The 25,049-nt window shown below is 34.3% G+C and carries 23 protein-coding genes and 1 pseudogene; 4 read left to right on the top strand and 20 right to left on the bottom strand.

The features are described 5' to 3' along the window. Window positions 1-21: 21 nt before the first annotated feature. The 11 genes and pseudogenes from DMB71_RS09405 to DMB71_RS09360 all read right to left on the bottom strand — a co-directional run bounded on the left by DMB71_RS09405 (window position 22) and on the right by DMB71_RS09360 (window position 8,223). Window positions 22-1,491 (bottom strand): nicotinate phosphoribosyltransferase, encoded by a 1,470-nt coding sequence (locus DMB71_RS09405; protein ID WP_204251785.1) that lies wholly within the window; start codon window positions 1,489-1,491, stop codon window positions 22-24. Window positions 1,492-1,602: 111 nt separating this feature from the next. Further along, window positions 1,603-1,950: pseudogene (locus tag DMB71_RS22240) on the bottom strand (nucleoside 2-deoxyribosyltransferase domain-containing protein); the annotation flags it as partial. A gap of 2 nt (window positions 1,951-1,952) precedes the next feature. After that, window positions 1,953-2,684 (bottom strand): metallophosphoesterase family protein, encoded by a 732-nt coding sequence (locus DMB71_RS09400; RefSeq protein ID WP_111365587.1) that lies wholly within the window; start codon window positions 2,682-2,684, stop codon window positions 1,953-1,955. Then, entirely contained in the window at window positions 2,681-3,229 is a 549-nt protein-coding gene (locus DMB71_RS09395; RefSeq protein ID WP_111365585.1) for an RNA 2'-phosphotransferase, read from the bottom strand. The genes DMB71_RS09400 and DMB71_RS09395 overlap by 4 nt, the downstream gene beginning before the upstream one ends. Further along, entirely contained in the window at window positions 3,222-3,869 is a 648-nt protein-coding gene (locus tag DMB71_RS09390) for a DUF4291 domain-containing protein (protein WP_111365583.1), read from the bottom strand. Before DMB71_RS09390 ends, DMB71_RS09395 begins: the two co-directional genes overlap by 8 nt. Window positions 3,870-3,975: 106 nt before the next feature. Beyond that, a complete protein-coding gene (locus DMB71_RS09385) occupies window positions 3,976-4,506 on the bottom strand; it encodes an O-acetyl-ADP-ribose deacetylase (RefSeq protein ID WP_111365581.1) in 531 nt (176 codons plus the stop codon). A gap of 10 nt (window positions 4,507-4,516) precedes the next feature. Next, window positions 4,517-5,044 (bottom strand): NADAR family protein, encoded by a 528-nt coding sequence (locus DMB71_RS09380; RefSeq protein ID WP_111365579.1) that lies wholly within the window; start codon window positions 5,042-5,044, stop codon window positions 4,517-4,519. Between the two features lie 124 nt (window positions 5,045-5,168). Continuing rightward, window positions 5,169-6,002 (bottom strand): ribose-phosphate diphosphokinase, encoded by an 834-nt coding sequence (gene prs / locus DMB71_RS09375; RefSeq protein ID WP_111365577.1) that lies wholly within the window; start codon window positions 6,000-6,002, stop codon window positions 5,169-5,171. Between the two features lie 74 nt (window positions 6,003-6,076). Then, entirely contained in the window at window positions 6,077-6,769 is a 693-nt protein-coding gene (locus DMB71_RS09370; protein ID WP_111365575.1) for an NUDIX hydrolase, read from the bottom strand. A gap of 111 nt (window positions 6,770-6,880) precedes the next feature. Beyond that, window positions 6,881-7,249, bottom strand: a complete 369-nt coding sequence (locus DMB71_RS09365) for a PKD domain-containing protein (RefSeq protein WP_111365573.1) — start codon at window positions 7,247-7,249, stop codon at window positions 6,881-6,883. A 68-nt stretch (window positions 7,250-7,317) separates the two neighbouring features. After that, window positions 7,318-8,223 carry a LysR family transcriptional regulator gene (locus DMB71_RS09360; protein WP_111365571.1) on the bottom strand — a complete coding sequence of 302 codons (906 nt, stop codon included), beginning with the start codon at window positions 8,221-8,223 and terminating at the stop codon, window positions 7,318-7,320. 86 nt (window positions 8,224-8,309) lie between these two features. Here DMB71_RS09360 and DMB71_RS09355 point away from each other — a divergent pair, with 86 nt between their 5' ends. The 3 genes from DMB71_RS09355 (at window position 8,310) to DMB71_RS09345 (ending at window position 11,732) form a co-directional block, all read left to right on the top strand. Then, entirely contained in the window at window positions 8,310-9,071 is a 762-nt protein-coding gene (locus DMB71_RS09355; RefSeq protein WP_162614809.1) for a type 1 glutamine amidotransferase domain-containing protein, read from the top strand. A gap of 152 nt (window positions 9,072-9,223) precedes the next feature. After that, window positions 9,224-10,381, top strand: a complete 1,158-nt coding sequence (locus DMB71_RS09350; RefSeq protein ID WP_111365569.1) for an iron-containing alcohol dehydrogenase — start codon at window positions 9,224-9,226, stop codon at window positions 10,379-10,381. 355 nt (window positions 10,382-10,736) lie between these two features. Beyond that, window positions 10,737-11,732 (top strand): NAD(P)H-dependent glycerol-3-phosphate dehydrogenase, encoded by a 996-nt coding sequence (locus DMB71_RS09345; RefSeq protein WP_111365567.1) that lies wholly within the window; start codon window positions 10,737-10,739, stop codon window positions 11,730-11,732. 151 nt (window positions 11,733-11,883) lie between these two features. On the opposite strand, the gene DMB71_RS09340 is transcribed toward DMB71_RS09345, so the two are convergent. The 5 genes from DMB71_RS09340 to DMB71_RS09320 all read right to left on the bottom strand — a co-directional run bounded on the left by DMB71_RS09340 (window position 11,884) and on the right by DMB71_RS09320 (window position 15,409). Then, window positions 11,884-12,291, bottom strand: coding sequence for a hypothetical protein (locus DMB71_RS09340; protein WP_111365565.1), 408 nt, complete (start codon window positions 12,289-12,291; stop codon window positions 11,884-11,886). Window positions 12,292-12,382: 91 nt separating this feature from the next. Beyond that, the gene (gene pheS, locus DMB71_RS09335) at window positions 12,383-13,402 is read right to left on the bottom strand and encodes a phenylalanine--tRNA ligase subunit alpha (protein WP_091129601.1); all 1,020 of its coding nucleotides are present in this window, start codon (window positions 13,400-13,402) and stop codon (window positions 12,383-12,385) included. 84 nt (window positions 13,403-13,486) lie between these two features. After that, window positions 13,487-13,936: a hypothetical protein gene (locus DMB71_RS09330; RefSeq protein ID WP_239452952.1), complete on the bottom strand. Its 450-nt coding sequence runs from the start codon at window positions 13,934-13,936 to the stop codon at window positions 13,487-13,489. 153 nt (window positions 13,937-14,089) lie between these two features. After that, window positions 14,090-14,446 carry a hypothetical protein gene (locus DMB71_RS09325; RefSeq protein WP_111365560.1) on the bottom strand — a complete coding sequence of 119 codons (357 nt, stop codon included), beginning with the start codon at window positions 14,444-14,446 and terminating at the stop codon, window positions 14,090-14,092. A 177-nt stretch (window positions 14,447-14,623) separates the two neighbouring features. Continuing rightward, window positions 14,624-15,409: a hypothetical protein gene (locus tag DMB71_RS09320; protein ID WP_111365558.1), complete on the bottom strand. Its 786-nt coding sequence runs from the start codon at window positions 15,407-15,409 to the stop codon at window positions 14,624-14,626. Between the two features lie 50 nt (window positions 15,410-15,459). Here DMB71_RS09320 and DMB71_RS09315 point away from each other — a divergent pair, with 50 nt between their 5' ends. Beyond that, window positions 15,460-16,005: a CvpA family protein gene (locus DMB71_RS09315; protein ID WP_111365556.1), complete on the top strand. Its 546-nt coding sequence runs from the start codon at window positions 15,460-15,462 to the stop codon at window positions 16,003-16,005. Window positions 16,006-16,184: 179 nt separating this feature from the next. Here DMB71_RS09315 and DMB71_RS09310 read toward each other — a convergent pair whose 3' ends face one another. The 4 genes from DMB71_RS09310 to DMB71_RS09295 form a co-directional block, all read right to left on the bottom strand. Next, window positions 16,185-18,581, bottom strand: coding sequence for a glycoside hydrolase family 95 protein (locus tag DMB71_RS09310; RefSeq protein ID WP_111365554.1), 2,397 nt, complete (start codon window positions 18,579-18,581; stop codon window positions 16,185-16,187). Between the two features lie 284 nt (window positions 18,582-18,865). Beyond that, the gene (locus DMB71_RS09305; RefSeq protein ID WP_111365552.1) at window positions 18,866-20,812 is read right to left on the bottom strand and encodes a sialate O-acetylesterase; all 1,947 of its coding nucleotides are present in this window, start codon (window positions 20,810-20,812) and stop codon (window positions 18,866-18,868) included. Between the two features lie 251 nt (window positions 20,813-21,063). Continuing rightward, a complete protein-coding gene (locus DMB71_RS09300) occupies window positions 21,064-23,301 on the bottom strand; it encodes a glycoside hydrolase family 3 C-terminal domain-containing protein (protein WP_111365550.1) in 2,238 nt (745 codons plus the stop codon). Window positions 23,302-23,387: 86 nt separating this feature from the next. Further along, entirely contained in the window at window positions 23,388-24,944 is a 1,557-nt protein-coding gene (locus DMB71_RS09295) for a GH39 family glycosyl hydrolase (protein ID WP_111365548.1), read from the bottom strand. Window positions 24,945-25,049: the final 105 nt, after the last annotated feature.

Here is a 25,049-nt window from a genome sequence, read left to right as displayed (position 1 = left end):
ATTCAGGTTTTCTGTTTATAATTAAGCTTCAACGCTTACTTCATTTTTCACTCTCGTTCTTATTTCACTCAGTGATTGATCAATCAAAAGTTTTCCATCTCTGAAAACTTCCTTCAATTCACCTTGTTTTTCTTCTTCCCAAGAAACATTATCAGTTAAATGATACTTCCCGTCAATTAGATCAATTTTCATTAATCCTTTGGCAGATTTTTTGGTTCCGTCATCAGTAATCGGATCTTTGAAAATGGCTCTTCCCTCTCCGTTTACTTCTCCGTAAGTTGCTTTCATTGCAAATCCGAAAGTATCTCTAGTATTATATTGATAGGTGAAAGATCCGATTCCTAAAACAACATTCGTAGAAGCAAATCCTTTTTCTTTTAATCTTTCGCAAATTTGAGTTGCTCTTGCTACCGTAATACTATCTCCGTAAATAGCTCCAATTTGCGGAACCAATTCTTTAAATCCTTTTGCGTTTGTTGTACCTCCAAAAACATCCCAAAGCAATTCGATAACACCTTTTTTCTCTTGCTCTGTTTTTCCGTTTGGATTTCCGCAGATAATATCAACTGGATCACCGCTATCAGGACGAATTACCACTTTTCCTTCTCTTGAAACGATATCTTCTCTCAATCTTGGAAGGTAATCAGTTAAAACTTTCCATAAATCCCAAGTATCAGAAACGATAGAAACAATTCCTTTTGGATATACTTCCGTTATCAACCTTTTGAAAGTTTCATACTCGCCTTCCGTAGTTCCCATACACATAACAGAATGCTCTGTCGCAGCAACTGAACCCGCAACCAATTCTTGATCTGAATTAGCTTTGTAATATTCTTCTAAGAAATCAATTGCAGGAATTGTGTCAGATCCTTTAAAACTCAATAAATGTCCCGCTGCAGAAGTTAAAGCCGCTTCAATTCCGCCCATTCCTCTCATAGAGAAATCGTGTGCCTGCCAATCTACAAATTCTGGAACAGATGAAGTCTGGTCTGCATATTTATCTAAAACTTTTCTATACTCTTTTGCAATTGTAGCTGAGTTACAAGGAAGCCAGATTACAGCAGATAGTAAAGTTTCGAAATAATTTGTCAGCCAGAAAAACTCTGGAATAGTATTATACATAGTAAACATTGGCACTCTCAACGGCACACTTGCTCCTTCTGGCAAAGCTTTAAAAACCATCGGAATGTATCCTAAATCGTGTAAATCTTCAATATGTTTAGTTCCAACTTGGTTTTCGCCCAAATAATTATTGATTCTGCGAGCGTATTTTGCTACAACTTCTTCTTTTGACTTTTTAAAGAAATACTCTTCAAAGTCATGAATAATATATTTTTTAATGAAATACTGCAATCCGAAAAATACAACTTCATCAACTTCTTCTAATCTAGATTTACGAGGTGTCCAGTTAGAATATACTAATGTTGTTCCGTCTGGGTATTGTCTTCTGTGGTCAACTTTGTAACCGTCGGTTAATAATAGTGGGTTCATATATTTTCTATTTAATAAATTCTGAATTAACTCTTCTAATGTTTTAAATTGTTGTACCGAATATCTTTCGCAAACAATATCGATATTGCCTTTTCGCCAGAAATTCTCTTCGACAACTACTTTCATTTTATTCGATTGCGCATAGAGTCCAAACTCTAGCAACGATATTGGTGACATTGTATTGTCTGCAAAATACATAATAATAATATCTGCTTTTTCAAGTGCATCAAGTTCCCAATCTACTTGTTCCTTAAAATGAATATTTTCTATAGTTTGTGACCAGCTGCTATCCCATTCATTTCTTCTTGGATTAAAAACAACAAATTGATCTTGCAGTAATTCTTCGCATTTTTTCTGCCAATCAACCGCTTTATCCATCTCTATAGAACCTGCTAAGAAAATGGTTTTTAAATCAATTTGCAAGGGAATTTCTTCTGGTGCTTTATAAATTTTCTTCATGACTATTTATTTCTTCCTTTTTCATTTGGATAAAATGTCTGTACAGCATCGCTCTGCCAAAAAACTTTCGTTTCAACATCCAAACAAGTCAATTTTCCGTAAAAACCAGCTCCAGTATCGATATTCCAAACATTACAGCCTTGCATCGGAATTTCGACATCATAATGAAGCGTTGGCGTGTGACCAATATAAATTTCATTAAAAAGCAGTAATCGTTTTGGATATGAAAGTGAATCTTTTTGAATTCTTTTATCCATTGTCAAAGCCATTTCCCACAACGTTCTATCCCACGAATAATTGGTTTTGTAATGTTCTTTTTTTGGACCATGCATCGATGAAAAACCAGCGTGGATGAACAAATTATTATTTTCGTCTACAAAGTAATCCTTCATTGAATTGAAAAAATCACGATGTTTTTGTTTTTGAGAAGAATCAATTCCCTCATAACTTTCTATAGTCGATTTTCCTCCGTGCAAAAACCAAATATCGTTTACAACATCATTCTCCAACCATTCCAGACACCAGGCATCATGATTTCCTTTTATAAAAATACATTCCTGTTTTTGAGATAAATCCATAAGAAAATCAATTAACTGTTTAGATTCGCTCCAACCGTCGACATAATCTCCTAGAAAAATAAATCGGTCATTTTCTGTATAATCAATTCTTTCCAATAACTGAATCAAAGCTTTTAATCCGCCATGAATGTCTCCAAAAACTAAGGTTCTTTTCATGATTTAAACTCGATATACTTTGCTGGAACTTCATCTGTCAACCAAACATTGTTTTCGGATAAATAAAATTTAAATCCGTCTCTATGCATGGCGCCGCTTCTAACGGTCAGAATCTGCGGAACTCCTCTTCTGCTTCCCACTTTGGTTGCGGTTTCTTTGTCTTTGGAAAGATGCACATGCTGACGGTTCATTTTTTTCAATCCTTCTTTTTGAATGTTTTCCATGAATTTTCCAACGGTTCCGTGATACAGATATTCTGAAGGTTCTGTTTCTGCTAAATTTAATTCAACCGAAATCGAATGTCCCTGACTTGCACGGATTTTAGATTTATCTTCGTTATAAGCGAACCGCTTTTTATCATTATTTTCTACTACGTAATCTAAAAGTTCGGCATCGAGACGATTCCCTTTTTTAGTACATTTTTCTATTAATTCATTGACATCTGCCCAACCGTTTTCATCTAATTTTAATCCGATTTTTTCTGGCGAATGTCTGAGCACCAAACTTAAAAACTTGCTGACGCTCTTTGCTATATTTTCATTCATGATTTACAGAAATTTTTAGTTTTTTATTCAATTCTGAATCTCGAAAGACAAGAGGCTTTTCAGCAGGAATCAATAATTTTTCCAATTCTCTTTTTTGAACAAATTCATATTGCTCTTTTACAAAATCAGAAATGTCTTCGATTAACAAAATATCTTCTTTGGAGTACGATCTTGTAAATTCATCTCGCAAACCGATCTGAATTGCCCTTCTTTCTAATTTTCCTCCGTAGGGATCGTGATCTGGATCCCACTGCAAACGCACTGAAGATGTTTTCACTTCTGTTTGCCATTCTTCATAACTCATGTTTAAATCTGCATTATAAGAAGAATAAACTGCGTTTTGAAGATATTTCTCAAATGCCTCTCTTTTTAGATGAATTGCCAAAACAACTTCTTGTCCTTCTTTAGTTCCCCATCCATTTCTGTACATCATCCAAAGAAAGTTAGGTTTAATCCACGTCATTCTATCAAGACTAAAAGCACCTCCAAAAAACTGATTTTTTACGGCAAATTCACCGATTTCTTTCCGATACGATTGATATACTATTATTTTTTCATCATCATACTGAGCCATTATATGATGACCTGATTTTGGCCATTCTTCTAATTGCTCGCTATATTTTTTTAATTCTATTTTCATTTTATTAGAACACAATAACGTGATTGTGTTTATTTTTTTAATTATTATTCTGTTGATCAAACGTTCCTACGGAACGTAAACTCAACCAAATCCACATTTTTTCTATCTATGAAATGTTCCGCTGGAACATTAACAAAAGGCTTTTGTAAATCTTGTAATTTTCATCATCGAAACAGACAAATATTACCTTTTCTATTTCATCTGATTTATCAAAATCTTTTACAGTTCTTACTGCAATTTCTGCTGCTTTATCTTTTGGAAAATGATAAATTCCAGTACTTATATTCGGGAAAGCAATAGATTTAATTCCTTTTTGAATGGCTAAATTCAAACTATTCGTATAGCAATCAGCTAATAACTTAGATTTTTCTTCTTTATCTCCATTCCAAACCGGACCGACTGTATGAATAACATATTTTGAAAGCAGATTTCCCGCCGTTGTTATAACCGCTTCACCAGTTTTACATCCTCCTTGCTTATTACGAATCTGGATACATTCCTCTAAAATTGATTTCCCTCCCTTTCTGTGAATCGCTCCGTCAACTCCGCCTCCACCCAATAAAGAAGTATTGGCTGCATTAACAATTGCATCAACTTCAATTTCTGTTATATCCGCTTTAAGAAGTTCAATTTCCATCTTTCAAAGTTTATCTCAATTCATCCCTAATCTCCATCAAAGCAAAACCTAAAAGATTCAAACCTTTCCATTTTTCAGGATTTAAAGCATCTGTATGATCGCTTGCCATTCCGATTCCCCAGATTGAATCTACGGGACTTGCTTCTACAATAATCCTGTCGTTTGTGCTTAACAGAAAAGTTTTCAAATCTTGATTTTGATCGAATTTGTGAAAGTTTCCTTCTTTTACAATTTCAAATCGGTTTTCCAACCAGATTGTATCATCGTAATTTCTCACTTTACGGCCTAATTTTTTGGCTTCAGCAGGTGAATTACATTTTATGATCTTTTCTAAAATCTCCTGATCTTTAAACAATTCTGCCTTTTTTGCCATCATCCAATGTTCGGCTGTTTTGTAAATCACACCTTCCACTTCAAAAGAACTTAACCACCATTGGCTGAAACAAGTTTTAGTAACCGTTCCGTCTTTGCTTGGCTGATGTCCCCAGAAAAACAAAAATTTACTTTCTGGAGCTATAGTATCTATATTGTATTTCATTTTGTTAGTGTTTTTGGTTTCAAGTTTAAAGTTTCAGGTTTTTCGCTCAACTTGAAACAGTTAACATTTTTTTCGTTTCAGATTTACGTTACACTGAGAACTTGAAACCTGAAACTTGAAACTTTTAAACTAATTGATCCAATCCAATTACCTTAACACTTTCACCTTCGAAATCTTTAAAAGAATTTGTGGTAAAAATTCCATCAAAGCAGTTTAAAACTTCAAACCCTTTATTGAAAATTCCGTGGCTTACTGCTAAGTATAATTTACCAGCGTTTTTCTTTTTCAATTCTTCTGCTAATCCTACGAAAGTTCCTCCTCCATCGCAGATATCATCAACGATTAAACAATCCATTCCCTGCAAATCATCATTGTAAACTTTGAAGCCAGATAGTTTTCCAGTTTTTACATCACGGCTTTTACTGCATTCTACCACCTCAACTCCGCCCAGAAACTCAGAAACTTTGTAGATTTTTTTCAAAGCGCCACCATCTGGAGAAATTAGTTTTACATCATTTCCGATATTTTCTAAAACTGCTTTTATAAAAGTATAATTCGGAATTACAGTGCTATTATTCAACAAAGCCGGAGTAACTTCAGAATGCGCATCAAAAACAAAAACTTTGTTCAATTGCATCGCATTTATAATATCAGCATACACTTTTACAGACAAAGGCTCACCAGGAATCATAACACGATCTTGTCTCGCAGCTGGAAAGTACGGAATAAAAAGATCGATAATCTTAACGTCCATTCTGCGTAACGCATCAACAGTAACGCATAACAATCCTAAATCGTTGAATGAATTTAATCGGTGTGTAATAGTCACTTTTCTATTTGGATCAAAATCTGGTGCAATTTTAATGTGAGGTTCACCTCCAGAAAATGTAAAACTTTGAAATTTGATTTCTTCCTGATTTTGAAATGGAGCGAATTTTGAGTCGAGATTTAGTATCATAGCTTTTTAGTTTGCGTTAATTTTACGCAAATGTAGAATTTAATTTTGAATAAACAATTTATTTTGTGTAAAAATTACGCAAACTTTATTTCGAAGTGAAATCCTTTTTGAATTAACTCATTATATTTCAACTTATTGAACTTAAAAAGTTTTGCTGGACGACCTGTTTTAATGGGTGAAAATTTTTCAGTTTCTTCTAAAATACCGTAACTGAGTATTTTTTTTCTGAAATTTCGACGGTCGATTTCTTTTTCTAAAATGGTGCAGTAAAGGTTTTCAAGATCTGAAAACAAAAATTCTTCGGGAAGCAAATCGAAACCAATTGGTTCATATGTTAATTTGGCTTTAAGTCTTTCTATTCCTTTTTTTAAGATTAAATTATGGTCAAAGGCCAAAGACGGAATCTCATCTATTTTAAACCATTGCACTCTTTCCGCATCTGTATCGGCTTTAATTTCTAAGTTTGAAGCATCGACTAAAGCATAATATGCGACCGAAATTACGCGGTTTCTAGAATCTCTATAAATATCATCTCCAAAAGTGTACAATTGTTCCATAAAAGTCAACTGTACATTTGTTTCTTCATGCAATTCGCGTATTACGGCATCGCTCAAAGATTCATCATTTTGAACCAAACCTCCTGGCAATGCCCAATATTTATCTGCCGAACCAAATTTCTGCTCAATCAACAGCACATATAAACCATTGTTTTTATATCCAAAAACAATCGCATCTACAGCAATCCTAATATTTTGTAATTTTTCCATAATCCTCAATCCTATCAAACAAATATAACGAATGAGGATCAACTTTGTAATCTATGCTTGCGCAATAAATTTACAAAGTTGATCCTCATTACTATTTTTATAAGCAGTGTTTTAGTTGACCGTTACACTTTTCTTTGGGCTAACAGTACAACTTCCACCGTCTTTTTTTAGCGTTACATCCGCTTTTACTTCAAAAGTTCCTGCGGCACTATAAGTATGCGATACAGCACCGGTCAAAGTATTTATGGTTTCTGTTTTTCCATCGCCAAAAGCCCATTTTACAGAAGTTACCGTATTGCTTCCACTGTATTGTATGGAGTAATTAATTATTTTCGAATTTGTTCCATCTGCCGAATGCTTTAATTCTGTTAATATTGAGTCTCCAAAACAATCTACAATTGCTTCATCGTCACTTTTACTGCAAGAAATAATGGCAAAAAACAACATAGGAAACATCAAAATAGGCATAATCTTTTTCATAATCGGAAATTTTTTAGTGGTTGTTTATCAAAATTACTCTTTTATGCTTTAAGAACAAATGATCAAAATCATAATCTATTTCCAAAAAACAGCTTTAACTCCTTCTCAATAATATCAAAAAACGACTTTACGTTATTATTTTTTGGCGCTAACAAATACACAAACTCTTCTGGAACATGAAAGCTATTCCAAACTAGCTGCAATTTATTTTCTTTAATATAATTTCTAGCGTTGCAATTCCAAGTGGCAGCAATTCCTTCATTTTTAGCTAAAAGTCTCAGCATTTCAGATTCTGAAGGGATAATGTAATTGGGTACCATCGAAGGTCTTTTTTTATTGAAGGCATGCAACCAGAATAATTTTATATGCGGAATTCTCGCATCGTGACTGTACCATTTTTGTGCATTGAGCCATTGTTCAATTTCGGTATAATTATCTGCTTTTAATCTTTGGCGGAACTCTGTTATATCTAAACTTGTTGGAGCAACTAAAATCAGTTTTATTTTTCCAACAATTTCATAAGTAGTATCAAAAGTGTCAAATCTTTTGGTTGTAATGGCAAAGTCAAGTTTTTTAGCATCTACCAAAGCAAAAAGTTCGTCGTTTTCTGCAAAAGTAAAATCGATTAAATCAAACTTTGAAATTAAAAGATTGCCAACACAGTCAAAAAGATGTTTTGAGATTCCAACAGAAATTAATCGATTAGCATCTTCTGCTTTAGCTCTGAAACTGGTTTCGACACTTTCTAGCCTGTCAAGAGCGTCTATAATCAAATTATTCAGTAACTTAGCGTATTCGGTTGGTTCAACACCTTTTGATTTCCGGTTAAATAATTTATTTCCAACGTGCGCCTCAAGCATTGAAATCTGCTGACTAACCGCAGGCTGACTCATAAATAATTCCTTCGCAGCCACTGAAAAATTACCGTTTTTGTAAACTGCCTTAAAAGTTCTGTACCATTCTAGATTTACCATGACATAAATTTATTTATAACAAACATAGTTTATTTTATTTTTACTGATATCACATTCGCCGTAAATTTGTTCAAAATTTAATATTTATGAAGAAAATAGCACTATTCGCAATAACTGCATTTACAGCTGTAGGCATTTCAGCTGAAGCTCAAAAATCAAACAAGAAGAGTATGAAAAAAGTATTATTTGTTGTAACCAGCAATGATAAACTGGGCAATACAGGAGAAAAAACAGGATTCTGGTCAGAAGAATTTGCTGCACCATATTATGAATTATTAGATCAGGGAGTAGAAATCGCAATCGCTTCTCCGCTTGGAGGCCAGCCGCCGATTGATCCAAAAAGTGCCGATCCAGCTTCGGCAACCGAAGACACAAAACGTTTTGACGCTGACAAGGTTTTACAAGAGAAATTAAAAAACACTTTAAAACTTTCGACAGTTAACCAAAAAGATTACGATGCTGTATTTTATCCAGGAGGCCACGGCCCACTTTGGGATTTGGTAGAAAACAGAAGTTCTATCGCCTTAATCGAATCATTTTATACGCACAATAAACCAGTAGCATTTGTATGTCACGCTCCTGCTGTTTTGAAAAATGTAAAAGTAAATGGAGAATATTTAGTAAAAGGCAAAAAAATAACCGGATTTACTAATGACGAAGAAGAAGCGGTCGGTTTAACTAAAGTAGTTCCGTTTTTATTGGAAGATGCTTTAGCTTCAAACGGCGGAATTTTTTCTAAAGGCCCAAACTGGCAACCTTATGCTGTTGAAGACGGACTTTTAATTACAGGTCAAAATCCAGCGTCATCAAAACTCGTAGCCGATAAATTATTAAAGAAATTGAAATAAAAGATGCTAAGATACTAAGTTGCTAAGGACTAAGTTTTCTTTTAGCAACTTAGACTTTATTAAATAATTAAAAGAATAAAATTAACCCGATGCTAAAAGACTCAGAACCTCAGAACCTCAGAACCTTAGCATCTTAGAACCTTAAAAAAAATATGTTAAACTTCGAATTATACAATCCGACAAACTTAGTTTTCGGGAAAGGACAAATTGAAAAACTTTCAACTTTAGTTCCAAAAAATGCAAAAATTCTTTTGGCTTACGGCGGTGGAAGCATTTTTAAAAATGGAATCTACGATCAGGTGATTGCTAACTTAAAAGGTTTTGAAATTGTAGAATTTGGCGGAATTGAACCAAATCCGAGATTTGAAACTCTAATGAAAGCGGTTGATGTGATCAAAGCAGAAAAAATCGACTTTATTTTGGCTGTTGGTGGCGGATCTGTAATTGATGGCGTTAAATTTATTTCGGCAGCTGTTAATTTTGAAGGAAATCCAATTGACATTCTTCAAAAAAGAATTTTAATTAAAGAAAATGCAATGCCATTCGGAACTGTTTTAACGCTACCTGCAACAGGAAGTGAAATGAATTCTGGATATGTGGTAACAATTGAGGCAACTCAGGAAAAATTATCTTCTGGCGGAAGCGCTTTGTTTCCGAAATTCTCTATTTGTGACCCGACTGTAATTTCTTCTTTACCAAAAAGACAAATCGAAAATGGTGTTGTAGATGCTTACACACACGTTATGGAGCAATATTTAACGTATCCGACCGATGCTTTTCTTCAGGATAGAATTGCCGAAGGAATTTTACAGACTTTAATTGAAGTTGGACCTGGCGTTGTACAAAACCCAACCGATTATACTTTGGCTTCCAATTTTATGTGGAGCTGTACAATGGCTTTAAACGGATTAATTCAAAAAGGTGTTCCAAGCGACTGGGCAACTCATATGATTGGTCACGAATTGACAGCACTTTACGAAATTGATCATGCTAGAACTTTGGCGATAATTGGGCCAAGTTTGTACCATGTAATGTTCGAAACTAAAAAAGCAAAATTAGCACAATACGGAAGAAGAATCTTCAACTTAACAGGTTCTGACGAAGAAGTAGCTAAAGAAGCCATCAACAAAACGGTTGAATTTTTCCATACAATGGGAATGGACACTAAACTTTCCCAATATACAGAAGACTATTCTAACACAGCAGATTTTATTGTAAAACGTTTCGACGAAAGAGGCTGGAAAGGTTTAGGAGAAAATCAATTGGTAACTTTAGACAAAGTAAAATCAATTGTTGAGCTTTCATATTAAATAAAAATTCCAAATTTTTTAAATCCCAAATTCCAAGGTTTTTTAAAATTTTGGAATTTGGGATTTAGAAATGGGAATTTAATAAAAAAGGCGTTCTTAACAAGTTTAGGAACGCCTTTTCAAAATACTAAAACAAAACTAACTAACTCAATTTTTTTTAAATTCATTAAAATTCTAATTTATAAACTATTATAACGGAAGGTGATTATTTTTTATTGTATCGCATTTTAAAAAAATATTTTACTCTTAAACTTCTTGAAAGTATTGCAATTAAAGAGCTCTTTCAAAATTTCTTAAAGCAGATTTTGCTTTATTAGCACATTATTAAGTACTTTTGTTTCAAATTAATAAAATAATGAGCGAAAAGTTAAAATTTGCAGTAATTGGAGGAGGAAGTTGGGCAACGGCAATTGCCAAAATGCTATGTGTGAATCTTTCAGAAATTGCGTGGTATATGCGTAATGAGTCTGCAATTGAACATCTTCAGAAATACAAACACAATCCGAACTATTTAAGTTCTGTTGAATTTGACACCAACAAACTTAAACTGACAAGCAATATAAACGAAGCGATAGAATATGCAGATTACATCATTTTTGCCATTCCATCAGCTTTCTTGGATGCCGAGTTAAAAAATATGACGGTTTCTTTATCAGATAAAATCATTTTTTCTGCTATTAAAGGAATTGTTCCCGAAACGAGTTTAATCGTCGGCGAGCATTTTCACATTCAATACGACATTCCATATTACAACATTGGAGTTATTACAGGACCTTGCCACGCAGAGGAAGTTGCCTTAGAAAGACTTTCTTACTTAACAATTGCGTGCGGTGATCCAGAAAAAGCTTGTACTGTAGCAAAATCGCTTTCAGGAAATTATATCAAAGCCAAAATTTCAGACGACATTATCGGAACTGAATATGCTGCGATGCTGAAAAACATTTACTCTATTGCTGCCGGAATTGCCCACGGTTTAGGTTATGGCGATAACTTCCAATCGGTTTTAATGAGTAATGCTATTCGCGAAATGAAGAAATTCATCAGAAAAGTGCATAAAATGAAACGTAACATTAACGATTCAGCTTATTTAGGCGATTTGCTGGTTACAGGATATTCTGTTTTCTCTAGAAATAGAATGTTCGGAAATATGATCGGTAAAGGATATACTGTAAAAAGTGCCATGATGGAAATGAGCATGGTTGCCGAAGGGTATTACGCAACAAAAAGTGCTTATAAACTAAATCAAGGCTACGGAGCAAAAACACCAATTATAGACGCTGTTTATGCTGTTTTATATGAAGGAAAAGACGCCAAAACGGTTTTCAAGAAATTGACTGAGTCTTTGGATTAGATTTAGTTAAAAGATGCAAGAAACAAGAGAAAAGACTATATATTCCACTTAAATAGAATAAACAAGAAAGAGCCAAGACTGAAATTCAGCTTGGCTCTTTTTTTATCTGCATTAGAAAAAACTCTTGTCTCTTGCTTCTTGTCTCTTTTTACTACTTCACCATAATCCCTTCAACAAACAAAATCGGCACTTCTTCCGTATTGTTTTCGTCAAGCGAATTGGCTTTAAAAATAAACTTCTTATCATACAAAGTATTTCCGATGAAGAAAGTCACCATAAACTCGTTATTAAGCGCTAAAAGGCTCTTTTCTACCAATTCTATCTTTACAACAGAAACCGAAGGAACCTCAACAAATGCATGACGCAAGATCGATGTTTTTTTCATTTCGCCATCAATAGTTCCAAATGCTTTTGAAACGACCATAACGCTGTCTAAGTTAAAATCACTATCATTTACTAAATAAGCGTACCACACTTTTTCCATAAAATCGTCACTCCATTCCTGCACTGCGGCAAGAAACACGTTTTCTACTTCTGGAATTATTATATCTTTTTTCATATGAGTCAAAAGTTTTAAAGTCGAAAGTCGAAAGTCAAAAGCCATTACTCTGAGACTTTTGACTTTCGACTTTACAACTTTATGACTTAAATTATATATTTGCTTTAAACTGCTCTAAGAAACGAACATCATTTTCGTAGAACATACGAATATCGCCAATTTGGTATAAAAGCATCGCAATACGCTCTACTCCCATTCCGAACGCAAATCCGTTGTATTCATCTGGATTGATATCACAGTTTTTCAAAACGTTTGGATCTACCATTCCGCAACCTCCAATTTCTAACCAACCTGTTCCTTTTGTGATACGGTAATCCGTTTCTGTTTTTAGACCCCAATAAATATCAATTTCGGCACTTGGCTCTGTAAATGGGAAATAAGACGGACGAAGACGAATCTTAGATTTTCCGAACATTTCTTTAGTGAAATAAAGCAATGTCTGTTTCAAATCGGCAAAAGACACATCTTTGTCAATGTACAATCCTTCCACTTGATGGAAAATACAGTGCGAACGAGATGAAATAGCCTCATTACGGAAAACGCGTCCTGGAGAAATCGTACGAATTGGCGGTTTATGATTTTCCATATAACGCACCTGAACAGATGATGTATGCGTACGCAACAACACATCAGGATTAGTCTGAATGAAAAACGTATCCTGCATATCACGCGCTGGGTGATATTCTGGTAGGTTTAATGCTGTAAAGTTATGCCAGTCGTCTTCGATTTCTGGACCTTCAGAAACGTTGAATCCGATATTAGCAAAAATATCTATAATCTGATTTTTAACGATAGAAATTGGGTGGCGCGAACCAATAATTACTGGTTCTGCAGCACGCGTTAAATCTCCAAAAACTCCTTTAGACTCTTCTTTGCTTTCAAGCTCTTCCTGAATTTGCTTTACTTTTTCTTCAGCAACCGCTTTTAAAGTATTGATTACTTGTCCAAAATCTTTTTTCTGGTCGTTTGGAATATTTTTAAATTCAGTAAAAAGTTCTTTCAGCAAACCTTTACTTCCTAAATATTTAATACGGAATTGTTCTAACGATTCTTTATTTTTCTCATTAAAGGCTTTAGCTTCCTCTATGTGCTGTTTTATCTTATCTATCATTTTCCTTCGATAATTGAGAGTACAAATTTAGTGTTTTTAGTTGAAACTGTGCGGTCTCAGTCGCAGTTTTAGGTTTTCTGTAAATTATTTTATCAGATTTAACTTTTCTTCAACTTGTTTAATCTTTAGATGCCAATAATCTAAACCTTCCTGATTGGTTACTATTTCCTTTTTGTAGTTAGGAGAAATACTGCTTAATTTATGCCAGTTCTTATTTAAATCGCGTTCTTTTTCCTGTTTTGTAGAAGGTTCAATTCTGGTACGCCAAAAATCCATATTTTTAAGATAGGTCTTTTTTATGCCTTCAAAATACTCAATTAATTTTTCTTTTGAATTTGGAATATACCCTGGTCCGCTGCAACCGCAAGAATGAAATGTAAGGCCAACAGAAAATAAACTTTTAATATGTTCCCACTTTTTGACATCGTCTTTTTTAGGCGATTCAAAATCTAGTCCCATATTAGCCATGAACTCCCCACATTGAGGACATTTGGCTTCAAAAACCGATGCTTCTCCTTTTTTTATATCCACCATCAGTCTTCTTTTAAATGTCTTTCGACAATTAAAACAAGCATAATGAGGTTTATAAGATGTCATTGCGTATCTGCACATATTTTTTCAAGTTTTCAGTCGCGGTTTTCAGTCTCAGTACTGCAAACTGCGACTGCGACTAAAAATTAAGAAAAACTATTCAATAAGTTTTCTTTCTAAAAAATAACTCACAATCGCTTCTTTCATTAAAACCGATTGTTCTCCTGCTTTTAACGATGGCAACTGTTCTTTTATTTTGTAGTGTGGCCAGCCTTCTTCATCAAAATATTCGAATTCGTAAAATCCATATGGTTCTAATAGCCGGCAAATGGCAATGTGCATTAAGTTCAGTTTTTCATCTTTCTTATATTCGCGATGCACTTTTCCGTATTCCTGAACTCCAATTAGGTAAATTATGGCATCCAAATCTAAATCTTCGCCTTGCGAAAACTGATTGGAAAGTATATCGACGAGCTTTTCCCATCGCTCTTTTAATTGTGTATCTCTAGACATTTAATTTATGATTTTTGATTGTAGATTTTAGATTGCTGATTAAAAATCAACTCTGAGGGGCAGAATCGCAATCTAAACTCTAAATTTTGATTTGCAAAGATACAGAGTTCAAATTTCAATCATACCAAAAATAAAAAATATAGGATTTTAAAATAATAATACAGGAAGTCTTATTGTTTATTGATATTCGATAACCGTTTTTGAAATCACAAAATTATTTGCCTTTGCAATCTTTTTTATTTCAATTGGAAAATCATCAGCATTATATGTTATTTCAAAATTATAATAAACAGGAGTTTCAGTTGTAACAGGATAATAATATTCTTTTGACGTAACATTATTATTATATATTCCGTCAAAGCCTTCGGTCTCAAAAACAAGTCGATAATATTTATTCATAAATTTCATCGGGTTGTTTTTATTATCATAAAAATATTTGCTTTTAGAAATTGTTTCAGGGCCAAATAAAGATGATTTCTCTGTAATTTCCGTAGCATTTTTATTTTGATCGAAAGAATATATTGATTGTTTCTGAACTATAAAATTTCCATCCGTTAAATAGCCCGATTTTTGTAAATTAAGAATTCCATTTTTATACCAATACTCAGTTCTTTCATCTTGATTTACTCCTGATAAAGTATATTCTAAAAGATCTCCATTATAATTAAATGTTGTAAAACCACTTGCAATTTCATTTTCAAAATAATTTACCTTACTGATTTTATCTCCGTTATATAGAAATTCGGATCTGTTTTTACCCGAAGTGACACTTTTTAAAACATTATTTTCGTATGAAAAATTTAATATTTGTGTTTCAGAATTGTTCGAAAAATAAATGGTTTCAGTTATTTTTTTTATCAGAATTAATTTTGGATCAACTGTATTATCTTTGTCCCCGTTGTCGTTTGAACAAGATGTAAATAATATAACAGCTAAAATTTTGATTAACAGGTTTTTTCTCATTGCGGTGTTTTTTACAAAAATAGAAATATAATTCTTTTCATAACCTTACCATGAGTTTTTTTGATATTATCGTTGCCGCGCTTTTAGGATACAGTTTGTATAAAGGCATTAAAAATGGACTTTTTGTAGAAGTTGCTTCTTTTATTTCCCTGTTGTTGGGAATTTATCTTGCCATTAAATTTTCCTCTTTAATGACAGAATGGATTTCAAAACATGTTTCTTGGAATCCAACCAATATTCAAATTACGGCTTTTATCCTGACTTTTATTCTGGTCGTTATTGGAGTTTATTTCTTAGCAAAAATATTAACTGGAATTGCCGATTTTGCCATGTTAGGCTGGATGAATAAACTTGGCGGTGGTTTTTTCAGAGTTTTAAAAACCATTTTAATTCTGAGTATTTTTATTGCTCTGTTTGAGAAAATCAATTTCAATAATACTTTTGCAAAAAAAGAAACTTTAGATAATTATATTTTTTATAATCCGGTTAAAAAAGTTGCTGCTTTTGTTTATCCTTCTATTGAAGAATGGTACGAAACTTTTAAAAAGGAACATTCCGAGAAACCTGAAGACGAAAAAGAACAGACAGAAAAATAATAATCGCATCGCTTATAATTAAACCGTCCGAATGTAAAGAGCTCCAGCGGAGCGACATATTGAATTGTAAATAATTTATATGTCGCTCCGCTGGAGCTTTATATTGTAAATGTTTATTTTATTCTATAAATATTTCGCTTCTCCGAAGCTTACTCACCTATAAAATCAAATATTATTTTTTAAAAATTGATTTCTTTCTTTTCTCCCTTTTTCAAAACAATCTCTTGTTTTTTATCGCCAAAAATCAAAGTTGTTTTTCCTCCACTTTTAGAAGAAACAAGTATTTTTTCTAGCTTCTTATTATTCCAACTCATTTCAATTTCAAATCCTCCTCTTGCACAAATTCCTTTTACAGAACCTTCTGCCCAAGCGTCGGGCAAAGCAGGCAATAATCGAATTTCATTTTCATCAGATTGAAGTAACATTTCAGCTATAGCTGCTGCACCCCCAAAATTACCGTCAATTTGAAATGGCGGATGTGCGTCAAATAAGTTCGGGTACGTTCCTCCTCCTCTTCTTGGTTTGTCTGTTTTCTTTCCGTCAGGATCTACGTAGCGAAGCAATTCTCGATACATTTTATAAGCACGATTTCCGTCCCAAAGTCGTGCCCAAAGATTGATTCTCCATCCTTTTGACCAACCTGTGGTTTCGTCTCCTTTTATTTCTAATGTTTTCTTTGAAGCTTCGGCTAAATCTGGAGTTTTTAAAGGCGTAATATGATCGCCAGGGAAAAGTCCGAATAAGTGTGATTGATGACGATGTTTTGGTTCATTATCATCCCAATCAAAATACCATTCCTGAAGATTTCCTTTTTTTCCAATTTGATATGGATGCAGTTTTGAAAGCGCTGTTTCTAGTTCTTTTCTGAAACCAGCATCCGTATTTAGTACTTTTGAAGCTCTTATGGTTTTATCAAAACATTCACGAATCATAGCTAAATCTGCAGTTCCGCCATAAAACGTTGCTCCAACAAAACCATCTGCCAGTTTATATTGGTTTTCTGGCGAAGTCGATGGCGAAGTGATTAAGTTTCCGTTTTTATCGGCAACCAACCAACCTAAACAAAATTCGGCCGCGCCTTTCATTAACGGATAACCTTCTTTTTTCAAATAATTCAAATCTTGACTAAAAATATAATGTTCCCAAATATGAGTACTCAACCAGGCTTGCGCCATTGGCCAGCACGCCCACATGGGTTCCTCTTTTCCAAACTGTCCAACCGGATTGGTCATTGCCCAAATATCGGAATTATGAGCCGCCGCCCAGCCTTTATCTACTCCATAAAAAGTCTTCGCCGTAACTTTTCCTGTTACCGAAAGATTTTTAATGAAACTCAAAAGTGGCGAATGCATTTCGGAAAGATTGGTGTTTTCTGCCAGCCAATAATTTTCTTCCAAGTTAATATTCATCGTATAATTACTGCTCCAAGGCGGATTGACATACGGATTCCAAAGTCCTTGTAAATTGGCCGGAACACCCAAAGTTCTTGAAGAACTGATTAATAAATATCGTCCGAAATTGAAATATAGAATTTCTAGGTTTTTATCTTCTTTTCCGTCAGCGTACCGCAATAAACGTTCGTCCGTTGGCAAATCTGGAGCGGTTGTTTTTCCTAAATCTAAATTGACGCGATTGAAGAATTTTTGGTAATCGGCAATATGATTTTCTTTTAATTTATCGAATGCTTTTGCGTAAGCATTATTCAGGTTTTGCAAAGCGATCGATACATCGTCTAAACCTTCTGATGCTGGATTTTTGTCAAAACCGTTAAAACTTGTTGCTACAGAAACAAAGATTATCGCTTCGGTTGCATCTGTTAAAGTCAATGATTCTCTTGAACTCGTAATCTTCCCATCTGTCTTTTTGATTTGAACTAAACCTGTAAATCTTGTTCCTCTTTCTTTTAAACTCAGATATTTTTGAGGAACGTTATATCCTGCATTTTCATGAATTGGCGCAGAACCTCTCAATACCAAAATATTATTTCTAACTTCGACATTTGACTGTAAAAGGCTTTTTAAATTAATGTCAAAATTCAAAGCTCCTTTTTGATCGGCTGTCAATTTGATAATCATTATTTTATCTGGAGCCGATACGAAATATTCTCGCGTATATTTTATGCCCGCCATTTCGTAACTTACTTTTGAAATAGCATTTGAAAGATCTAATTCGCGATGATAATTTACCGCTTTTCCTTTCTCTGAATTATTGATTTCTAATGTTCCTAAAGGCGTATAAGATTCGGAGTTTTTTCCCTGGACTTTTTTATTGAGTTCTTCTGCTAGTTTATAATCCTCTTTGTTTAAAGCTTCACGAATGGCTGGAATATTTTTGTACGCTTCTGGGCTCATATTCGCATTTACAGGTTCGCCCGACCAAAGCGTAATATCATTCAGATAAATTTTATCAGAATTAGCGCCTCCAAAAACAGTTGCTCCCATTTTTCCGTTTCCTAAAACTAAGCATTCTTCAAAGAATTCTGCGGGCTGTTTGTACCACAAAACATTTTTGGATTGCGCGGAAATGTTTGTGTAACAAAACGTGAGAAGTAAGATGAGAAATGTTTTTTTTATCATATTTGGTTATCTTATCCTAACAGGTTTCCAAAACCTGTTAGGTATTTATTGAATTCTAAAACTAATAAAAATCTATGTGATACCTAACAGGTTTTGGAAACCTGTTAGGATAAAAACCTATAATCAATCAGATGTTCCTACGGAACATTATTATGGGACGCTTATTTTTTCATCAACGGATTTCATCCGTTGCTACCGATGAAACGTTCCTAATGGAACATTAATTTTTGTCTTTTATTTATCTCTTAAGAATGGCTAATCGCTAATTACTAAAAACTAGTAACTTACTTACTCACTCTATATTTCTCATTTGCCGTAATCATTTCCCAATTATCGGTTCTGAATGGCGACGCTGGAAATTTTTCTTTATTGAAAAGATTAATTGCTGTATCGTCATCTGCCCAACCGTAATGAACTGCTACAGGATTTTGAACTTTATCACTCGAAACAATGATTTTATTGTCTTTGATTATCGCTTTCGCGGAATGAAAAACTTTGTCTGAACCTGCAATTTCGAAACCTTTTAATTCATCGTTATTTGGCGTTGATAGTCCGCTACCGATGTTGTCGAAAATAAGAATAATTTCGTTTCCTTTTATTGTTTGAGATTTATAAGTTGGGCCGCTGTGAACTTGTTTTTTGCCGTAAAGATTATTCATCGCAATTGCCGCCAAACGTAATCCGATATCTTGTTTGTTGGTTGGGTGAATGTCTTTGGCATTTCCTATATCGGTTGTAACGGCCATTCCTGTGTTTGGTAATTTTAAGGTTTCAGATTGTGCTTCACGAAGTTCTGCCCAACGGCTTCCTTTTTGACTATTTCCTCCAAACTCATCAAAAGTCGACAACTGAACAAAGTAAAAAGGGAAATTTCCTTGTTTGAATTTCGTTCTCCAATCGTTAATCATTAAAGGAAATGATTTTTTGTACTCTGCCGCTCTCCAAACATTCGCTTCGCCTTGATACCATAAAACGCCTTGCATTGCATAAGGAACCAACGGATTTACCATCGCATTGTACAATAATGACGGATAACTGTTTGGCGAAACTTCGATTCTCACTTTTACAACGTTGAATTTCCAAAGTCCTTCTAACGGTAAATTTGAATCTTTAAAATCGATTTTTAAATCGGCTGAATCCCCGTAGATTCCGCCACCGCCGCTGTAATCTGTAATTCTTACTGCAATTACATTTGTTCCTTCTTTTAAGACATTAGCTGGAATTTTGTAAGCTCTTTTGGCATCCCAAAGATTGTTTGTTCCAATTTGAACGCCGTTTATAAATGTCTGATCTTCGTCATCGACTTTTGCTAAATGTAAAGTGGCTTCCTTTTTAGCTTGCTCTGCTGTTAAAACAATCGTTTTTCTCATCCAAACAATTCCATCAATGTTTCCGATTTGTTGGTTTTCCCAAAGTGATGGCACTTTTATTTCAGGCCAGTTTTTGTCTTGAAAATTTGGGTTTTTAAATTGATCTTCGTTTTCCATCGAAACATCAAAACCTTGCACTTTTTTCAGATTGTCTAAAACTGACTTTTTATACGTTTCAAAAATCGCATTGATATCTACAGTTGGAACATCGGCAATCATGGCTTTAAAATCGGGACTGTTTTCGAAAGCTTCACGGCTTGTCCAGGTTTCCACATTGGTTCCGCCCCAAGAAGTATTGATGATTCCGATTGGAATTTTTAACTCTGAATATAATTTTCTAGCGAAATAATAGCCAACTGCAGTAAAGTTGCCTACATTTTCTTTGTTGGCTTCTTCCCATTTTCCTTGTTTTAAATCATCTTTTGGAGTACCGCTTAAATCTTGGGCAACACCAAAATGACGAATCATTGGATAGTCTGCACTACTGATTTCTTTTTCAGAATTCATCGTTTTAAAAACCTGAAATTCCATATTCGATTGTCCGCTGCAAATCCAAACTTCGCCAACCAAAACATTTTTGATTGTGATTTTATTTTTTCCGATAATGATCAATTCGAATGGTCCACCGGCCTTTTCAGCACTTAAATTTACCGTCCATTTTCCGTTTTTATCGGCTATTGTTTTCTTAATTTGTTTGTTGAAATGAACTTCTACAGTTTCATTTGCATCCGCAAAACCCCAAATCGGAATTTGTTTGTTTCTTTGGAGCACCATTCCGTCAGAGAATATTAAAGACATTCTCACATTAGCATTCGCTAAAACACTAATTAACAGAAAAATAAACATTATACTCTTTTTCATTTTTTCTAATTTAATTATTTTTAAACGATATAAGTGGCATAAGTAAACTTAAGATCATTTTAAAACAATGACTTAAAATTTCTTATATCAACAACATGTTTTGACTACTCTTTTTTACTTTAATCCGTCTTATAATGCTTAAAACTTATGTTTCATTTGGTTTGGTTTAAGTTAAGCGTAAGTTTTTAAAATCAACGCCAGCTTTTTATGGGCTGGCGTTGATCAAGTGGTTATTTGTAGTAAAAAAATATTTATTTAACAGTTACCTGAATTTCTTTTTTGATGTCTCTCGAAGAAGTTCCAAGTTTAATAGTGTATTTTCCTGGCTCAACAGTCCATTTTTTAGAAGCAACATCGTAGTAAGCCAATTCTTTAACAGGTACTTTGATCGTCACTTTTTCTGAACTTCCAGCTTTTACATCTGCTTTTTTGAATCCTTTTAATTCCTGAGCTGCACGTGTAATTTTAGAATCAGATTTTGAAGTATATAACTGAACTACTTCTTTTCCGTCTACTTTTCCTGTGTTTTTAACGTCTACAGTTACCTCGATTACATCAGTTTGAGCATATGAATCTTTATTTGCTTTTGCATTATCAAGCGTGAAAGTTGTGTATGATAATCCGTAACCGAAAGGATATAATGGTGCCACATTTTTAGTATCAAACCAGCGGTATCCAATTAAAAGTCCTTCTGCATAATTTACGGTTTTGTCTCCAGGGAAACTGTTTGTGGCATGCGCAGGAGAATCTTTTAGAGCAACTGGCATTGTCCAAGGCAATTTTCCTGACGGATTTACTTTTCCTAAAATAACATCTGCCAAAGCGTTTCCTCCTTCAGATCCGTTGAACCAACTCCAAACTAAAGCAGAAGTTTTTTTGCTTACTTCATTAATATCAAATGGAGCTCCAGCAACCATTACTACAATAGTTTTTGGATTAACAGCCAATACTTTTTTGATTAATTCTTCTTGTCCAAAAGGCAAATGCAAATCTCTTCTATCTGAAGCTTCTGTTTCGTAATCACGGTTTGAACCTGCAAAAATAATTGCAACATCAGAGCTTTTAGCTGCATCAACAGCTTCTTGAACTTTTACTGGATCTAGTTCATCAATTGTAACTGGACCATTCGCAGTAATATTTCCTAAATTTCCTCTGTTCTTTTTATCGTAACGCTCTAAATATCCTTCTGCGTAATTGATTTTGATTGAAGAAGGAAGTCTGTTTTTAAGACCTTCAAGAGGTGTAACTTCTCTTTTTGTTTTCACTCCAGCACCAAATCCGCCAAGAGCGTTTTTCTTTGTAGCGTTGTTTCCGATTACCGCAATAGATTTAACTCCGTCTAATTTTAGAGGCAACGCATTATTCTCGTTTTTCAATAATACAATTGCTTCTGCAGCAATTTTATACGCATCTTGGTAATGTGCTTCGGTTGCTATGCTTCCTTTTGCACGCTCGCCTCCACCCATTGCTTTCACTTGGAATAAAACTCTTAAAATACGTTTTACATGAAGATCAATTTCTTTTTCTGAAACCTCTCCAGATTTAACCGCTGCAATTAATTTATCGGCTAAGAAAAATTCATTGAAAGGTTTTGGTGTTCCCATTTCGATATCTAAACCGCTTTTCAGCGATTTTGCTGTAGAATGCACCGCAGCCCAATCTGAAACTACTACACCTTTGAATCCCCATTCATCACGAAGGATTTTATTCAGCATATAATCGTTTTCACATAAATATTCGCCTCTGAATTTGTTGTAAGCGCCCATAATACTATACGCTTTTGCTTCTTTTACAGAAGCTTCAAAAGCTGGAAGATAAATTTCGCGAAGTGTACGCTCGTCAATTTGTACATCGACAAAATCACGATTCGTTTCCTGATTGTTCGCTGCGTAATGTTTTACACAAGCCATTACATCTTTTTCTTGTAAACCAACAATCAAAGGCACGGTGATTTTTTTATTCAAAAACGGATCTTCAGACATATATTCGTAAGTTCTTCCTCCAAGCGGTGTTCTTACCATATTGATCGCTGGCGAAAGTAACATGTCTTTATCTCTTGCACGTAATTCTTCTCCTAAACTGGTTCCAAAAGTATGTGCCATTTCTGCGTTCCAAGTTGCAGCCAAAGCGCCACCAGCTGGATAATAAGTTGCAAAATCGTTTGTCCATCCTGCCGGAGCCCAATTGTCTCTTGAAATTTCCTCACGAACACCCAACGGACCATCAGCCATTTTTAATTCTGGAATTCCTAAACGTTTTACGCCTGCGTTAGCAAACATACTGTTCCCGTGAAGCATTCCCACTTTTTCTTCTAATGTCATTTGCGAAATCAGTTTGTCGATTTCGGCGTCATGATCTGTGCTTATTTCTTTTCCGACGTATTCTTCGGTCTGTGTCGAATTTGGAGCTGAAGTCTGTGCATCATTTTTACAAGAAGTAAAGAATGCAAAAACCAAGGCTGATGAAAGGAATATCATTTTGTTTTTCATAGATAGTTAGGTGTTTTTGAATTTAAAGATTTTGATTCCTCACACATAGCCTTCAAATCCAGTTAATAATTATATTATTTGTGGTTTTATTGTTTGATCAAATTAAGAAAAAAAACATCATTTTCGTTGATTTTGAATTCTTTGCTGAAAGTTCCTTTTCCGTCAATTGTGATTTTTTCTGTCGAAATCGGCGCGCCGTTATTTTTCTTTTTTATTGAATTGACTTGCTCACGTGTTAGCTGACTTGGTTTATTCATTGCTAAATAATCCGCGTAAGCGTCGTTTACTTTATAACCCACTTTGTAAATCTCCAATACATATTTACCTTTTTGCATTCCGTCAATTTCAACTTTCACTTTTCCTTTTTCTTTTGATGGAAGATCTTTAACATAATACGTCTGATTCAGTTCTTTATCGCCAGGATGTGTATTCGTAAAATCCCACAACAAAACCTGAACATCTCCTTTCGCATTTTTAGAAGTCCAAGAAGCTTTATCAGAATTTTGAAGTTCCGTTTCTCCCAATTTATTCATTAAATAATAAGAGAAATAAGCTGGTTTTTTAATTCCTTGCGTATTCAATAATCCAAAACCGCCGTGAAAAGGAGTAAATCTTGGCCCTGCTTCTTCAAAAATATCGGTAAAAACCCAATACGACATCGAGTTTGCGGCATTGCCAACTTGTTTTATTTTCTGCAAAATATAAGCTGCTGAATAATAACTGTCGTGAATTGGATCTGCTGGTGTATAAGACGTGCTCCATTCTGTATAATGCAATTCCAGATTTGGTTTAGCCGACTCCGTAATCAATTTTCTTGAATGAATAATTTCGCCGCTTACACTCCATTCATCCTGATTTAATATCGTTCCCGAAGTTCCGAATTCATCCAAATATCCGTGTTTTACTCCATAAGTATGAGTCGAAACAAAATCGATTGGAACATTATTCTTCTCACAAAAATCAATAGTTTCTGAAACCCAAGCAGAACCTGCTGTTGCTGGTCCGCCGACTTTGTAAGCTGGATTTACTGCTTTTACACCGCGAGCTGCATAATCGTATAATTTATAATATTCTTCTTGTGTGCTGCTCCAAAATCCTGGCGATAAATTCGGTTCGTTCCACACTTCAAAATACCACGTTTTTACTTCTTCGTCTCCGTAACGTTCTTTAAAATGCTGGGTTAAATTTCTAATTAAATCTTCCCATTTTTTATAATCTTTTGGAGGTGTTACGTTCCCTTTCCACCAAAAAATAGTTTCTTTTCCGCTTGCTAATGCATTTGGCATAAAACCTAATTCAACAAACGGTTTCATTTTCAGACTTACAATAAAATCGAACAAAACATCCACATATTGGTAGTTGTATTCTGGATTTCCTTTTTCGTCTTCACGATAAACAGCCATATCATCTGTCAATAAACCATGAAAACGAATGTATTTAAAATCGCATTCTTTTTTTACCATTGCCAATTGCTGCTGCCAATCTGCACGAAGACCTTCGTTTGCTCTTCCCGCACCGATGCATTCTTTGAACATGGTATTTAATTTTCCTGCTTCTTTTTTATAATCAACTTTTATCGTTCGATTTTGTGCCATCAAATGGACTGAACTAAATAAAACTGCTGCTATTAAAAGTTTTTTCATTTGAAAATGGTTTTGTTTATTTTTTGCCACTGCCGATAGCTATCGGGATAGTAGGATTCTTTTCTTTTTTTTTCCTCTCGCAGATTTAGCAGATCAAGCAGATTT

This window comes from Flavobacterium tistrianum (genome assembly GCF_003254545.1).
GTDB classification, from domain to species: domain Bacteria; phylum Bacteroidota; class Bacteroidia; order Flavobacteriales; family Flavobacteriaceae; genus Flavobacterium; species Flavobacterium tistrianum.
Note: the sequence above shows the minus strand (reverse complement) of the source record. Positions and strands in the feature narration are given on the sequence as shown.

Bases quoted from the DNA above. Each gene is read 5' to 3' on its own strand.
- DMB71_RS09385 (WP_111365581.1), bottom strand. From the start codon at position 4,506: ATGGAAATTGAACTTCTTAAAGCGGATATAACAGAAATTGAAGTTGAT.
- prs (WP_111365577.1), bottom strand. From the start codon at position 6,002: ATGATACTAAATCTCGACTCAAAATTCGCTCCATTTCAAAATCAGGAA.
- DMB71_RS09365 (WP_111365573.1), bottom strand. From the start codon at position 7,249: ATGAAAAAGATTATGCCTATTTTGATGTTTCCTATGTTGTTTTTTGCC.
- DMB71_RS09355 (WP_162614809.1), top strand. From the start codon at position 8,310: ATGAAGAAAATAGCACTATTCGCAATAACTGCATTTACAGCTGTAGGC.
- DMB71_RS09315 (WP_111365556.1), top strand. From the start codon at position 15,460: ATGAGTTTTTTTGATATTATCGTTGCCGCGCTTTTAGGATACAGTTTG.
- DMB71_RS09345 (WP_111365567.1), top strand. From the start codon at position 10,737: ATGAGCGAAAAGTTAAAATTTGCAGTAATTGGAGGAGGAAGTTGGGCA.
- DMB71_RS09320 (WP_111365558.1), bottom strand. From the start codon at position 15,409: ATGAGAAAAAACCTGTTAATCAAAATTTTAGCTGTTATATTATTTACA.
- DMB71_RS09295 (WP_111365548.1), bottom strand. From the start codon at position 24,944: ATGAAAAAACTTTTAATAGCAGCAGTTTTATTTAGTTCAGTCCATTTG.
- DMB71_RS09380 (WP_111365579.1), bottom strand. From the start codon at position 5,044: ATGAAATACAATATAGATACTATAGCTCCAGAAAGTAAATTTTTGTTT.
- DMB71_RS09400 (WP_111365587.1), bottom strand. From the start codon at position 2,684: ATGAAAAGAACCTTAGTTTTTGGAGACATTCATGGCGGATTAAAAGCT.
- DMB71_RS09300 (WP_111365550.1), bottom strand. From the start codon at position 23,301: ATGAAAAACAAAATGATATTCCTTTCATCAGCCTTGGTTTTTGCATTC.
- DMB71_RS09310 (WP_111365554.1), bottom strand. From the start codon at position 18,581: ATGATAAAAAAAACATTTCTCATCTTACTTCTCACGTTTTGTTACACA.
- DMB71_RS09305 (WP_111365552.1), bottom strand. From the start codon at position 20,812: ATGAAAAAGAGTATAATGTTTATTTTTCTGTTAATTAGTGTTTTAGCG.
- DMB71_RS09325 (WP_111365560.1), bottom strand. From the start codon at position 14,446: ATGTCTAGAGATACACAATTAAAAGAGCGATGGGAAAAGCTCGTCGAT.
- DMB71_RS09405 (WP_204251785.1), bottom strand. From the start codon at position 1,491: ATGAACCCACTATTATTAACCGACGGTTACAAAGTTGACCACAGAAGA.
- DMB71_RS09370 (WP_111365575.1), bottom strand. From the start codon at position 6,769: ATGGAAAAATTACAAAATATTAGGATTGCTGTAGATGCGATTGTTTTT.
- DMB71_RS09340 (WP_111365565.1), bottom strand. From the start codon at position 12,291: ATGAAAAAAGATATAATAATTCCAGAAGTAGAAAACGTGTTTCTTGCC.
- DMB71_RS09350 (WP_111365569.1), top strand. From the start codon at position 9,224: ATGTTAAACTTCGAATTATACAATCCGACAAACTTAGTTTTCGGGAAA.
- DMB71_RS09395 (WP_111365585.1), bottom strand. From the start codon at position 3,229: ATGAATGAAAATATAGCAAAGAGCGTCAGCAAGTTTTTAAGTTTGGTG.
- DMB71_RS09330 (WP_239452952.1), bottom strand. From the start codon at position 13,936: ATGGTGGATATAAAAAAAGGAGAAGCATCGGTTTTTGAAGCCAAATGT.
- pheS (WP_091129601.1), bottom strand. From the start codon at position 13,402: ATGATAGATAAGATAAAACAGCACATAGAGGAAGCTAAAGCCTTTAAT.
- DMB71_RS09390 (WP_111365583.1), bottom strand. From the start codon at position 3,869: ATGAAAATAGAATTAAAAAAATATAGCGAGCAATTAGAAGAATGGCCA.
- DMB71_RS09360 (WP_111365571.1), bottom strand. From the start codon at position 8,223: ATGGTAAATCTAGAATGGTACAGAACTTTTAAGGCAGTTTACAAAAAC.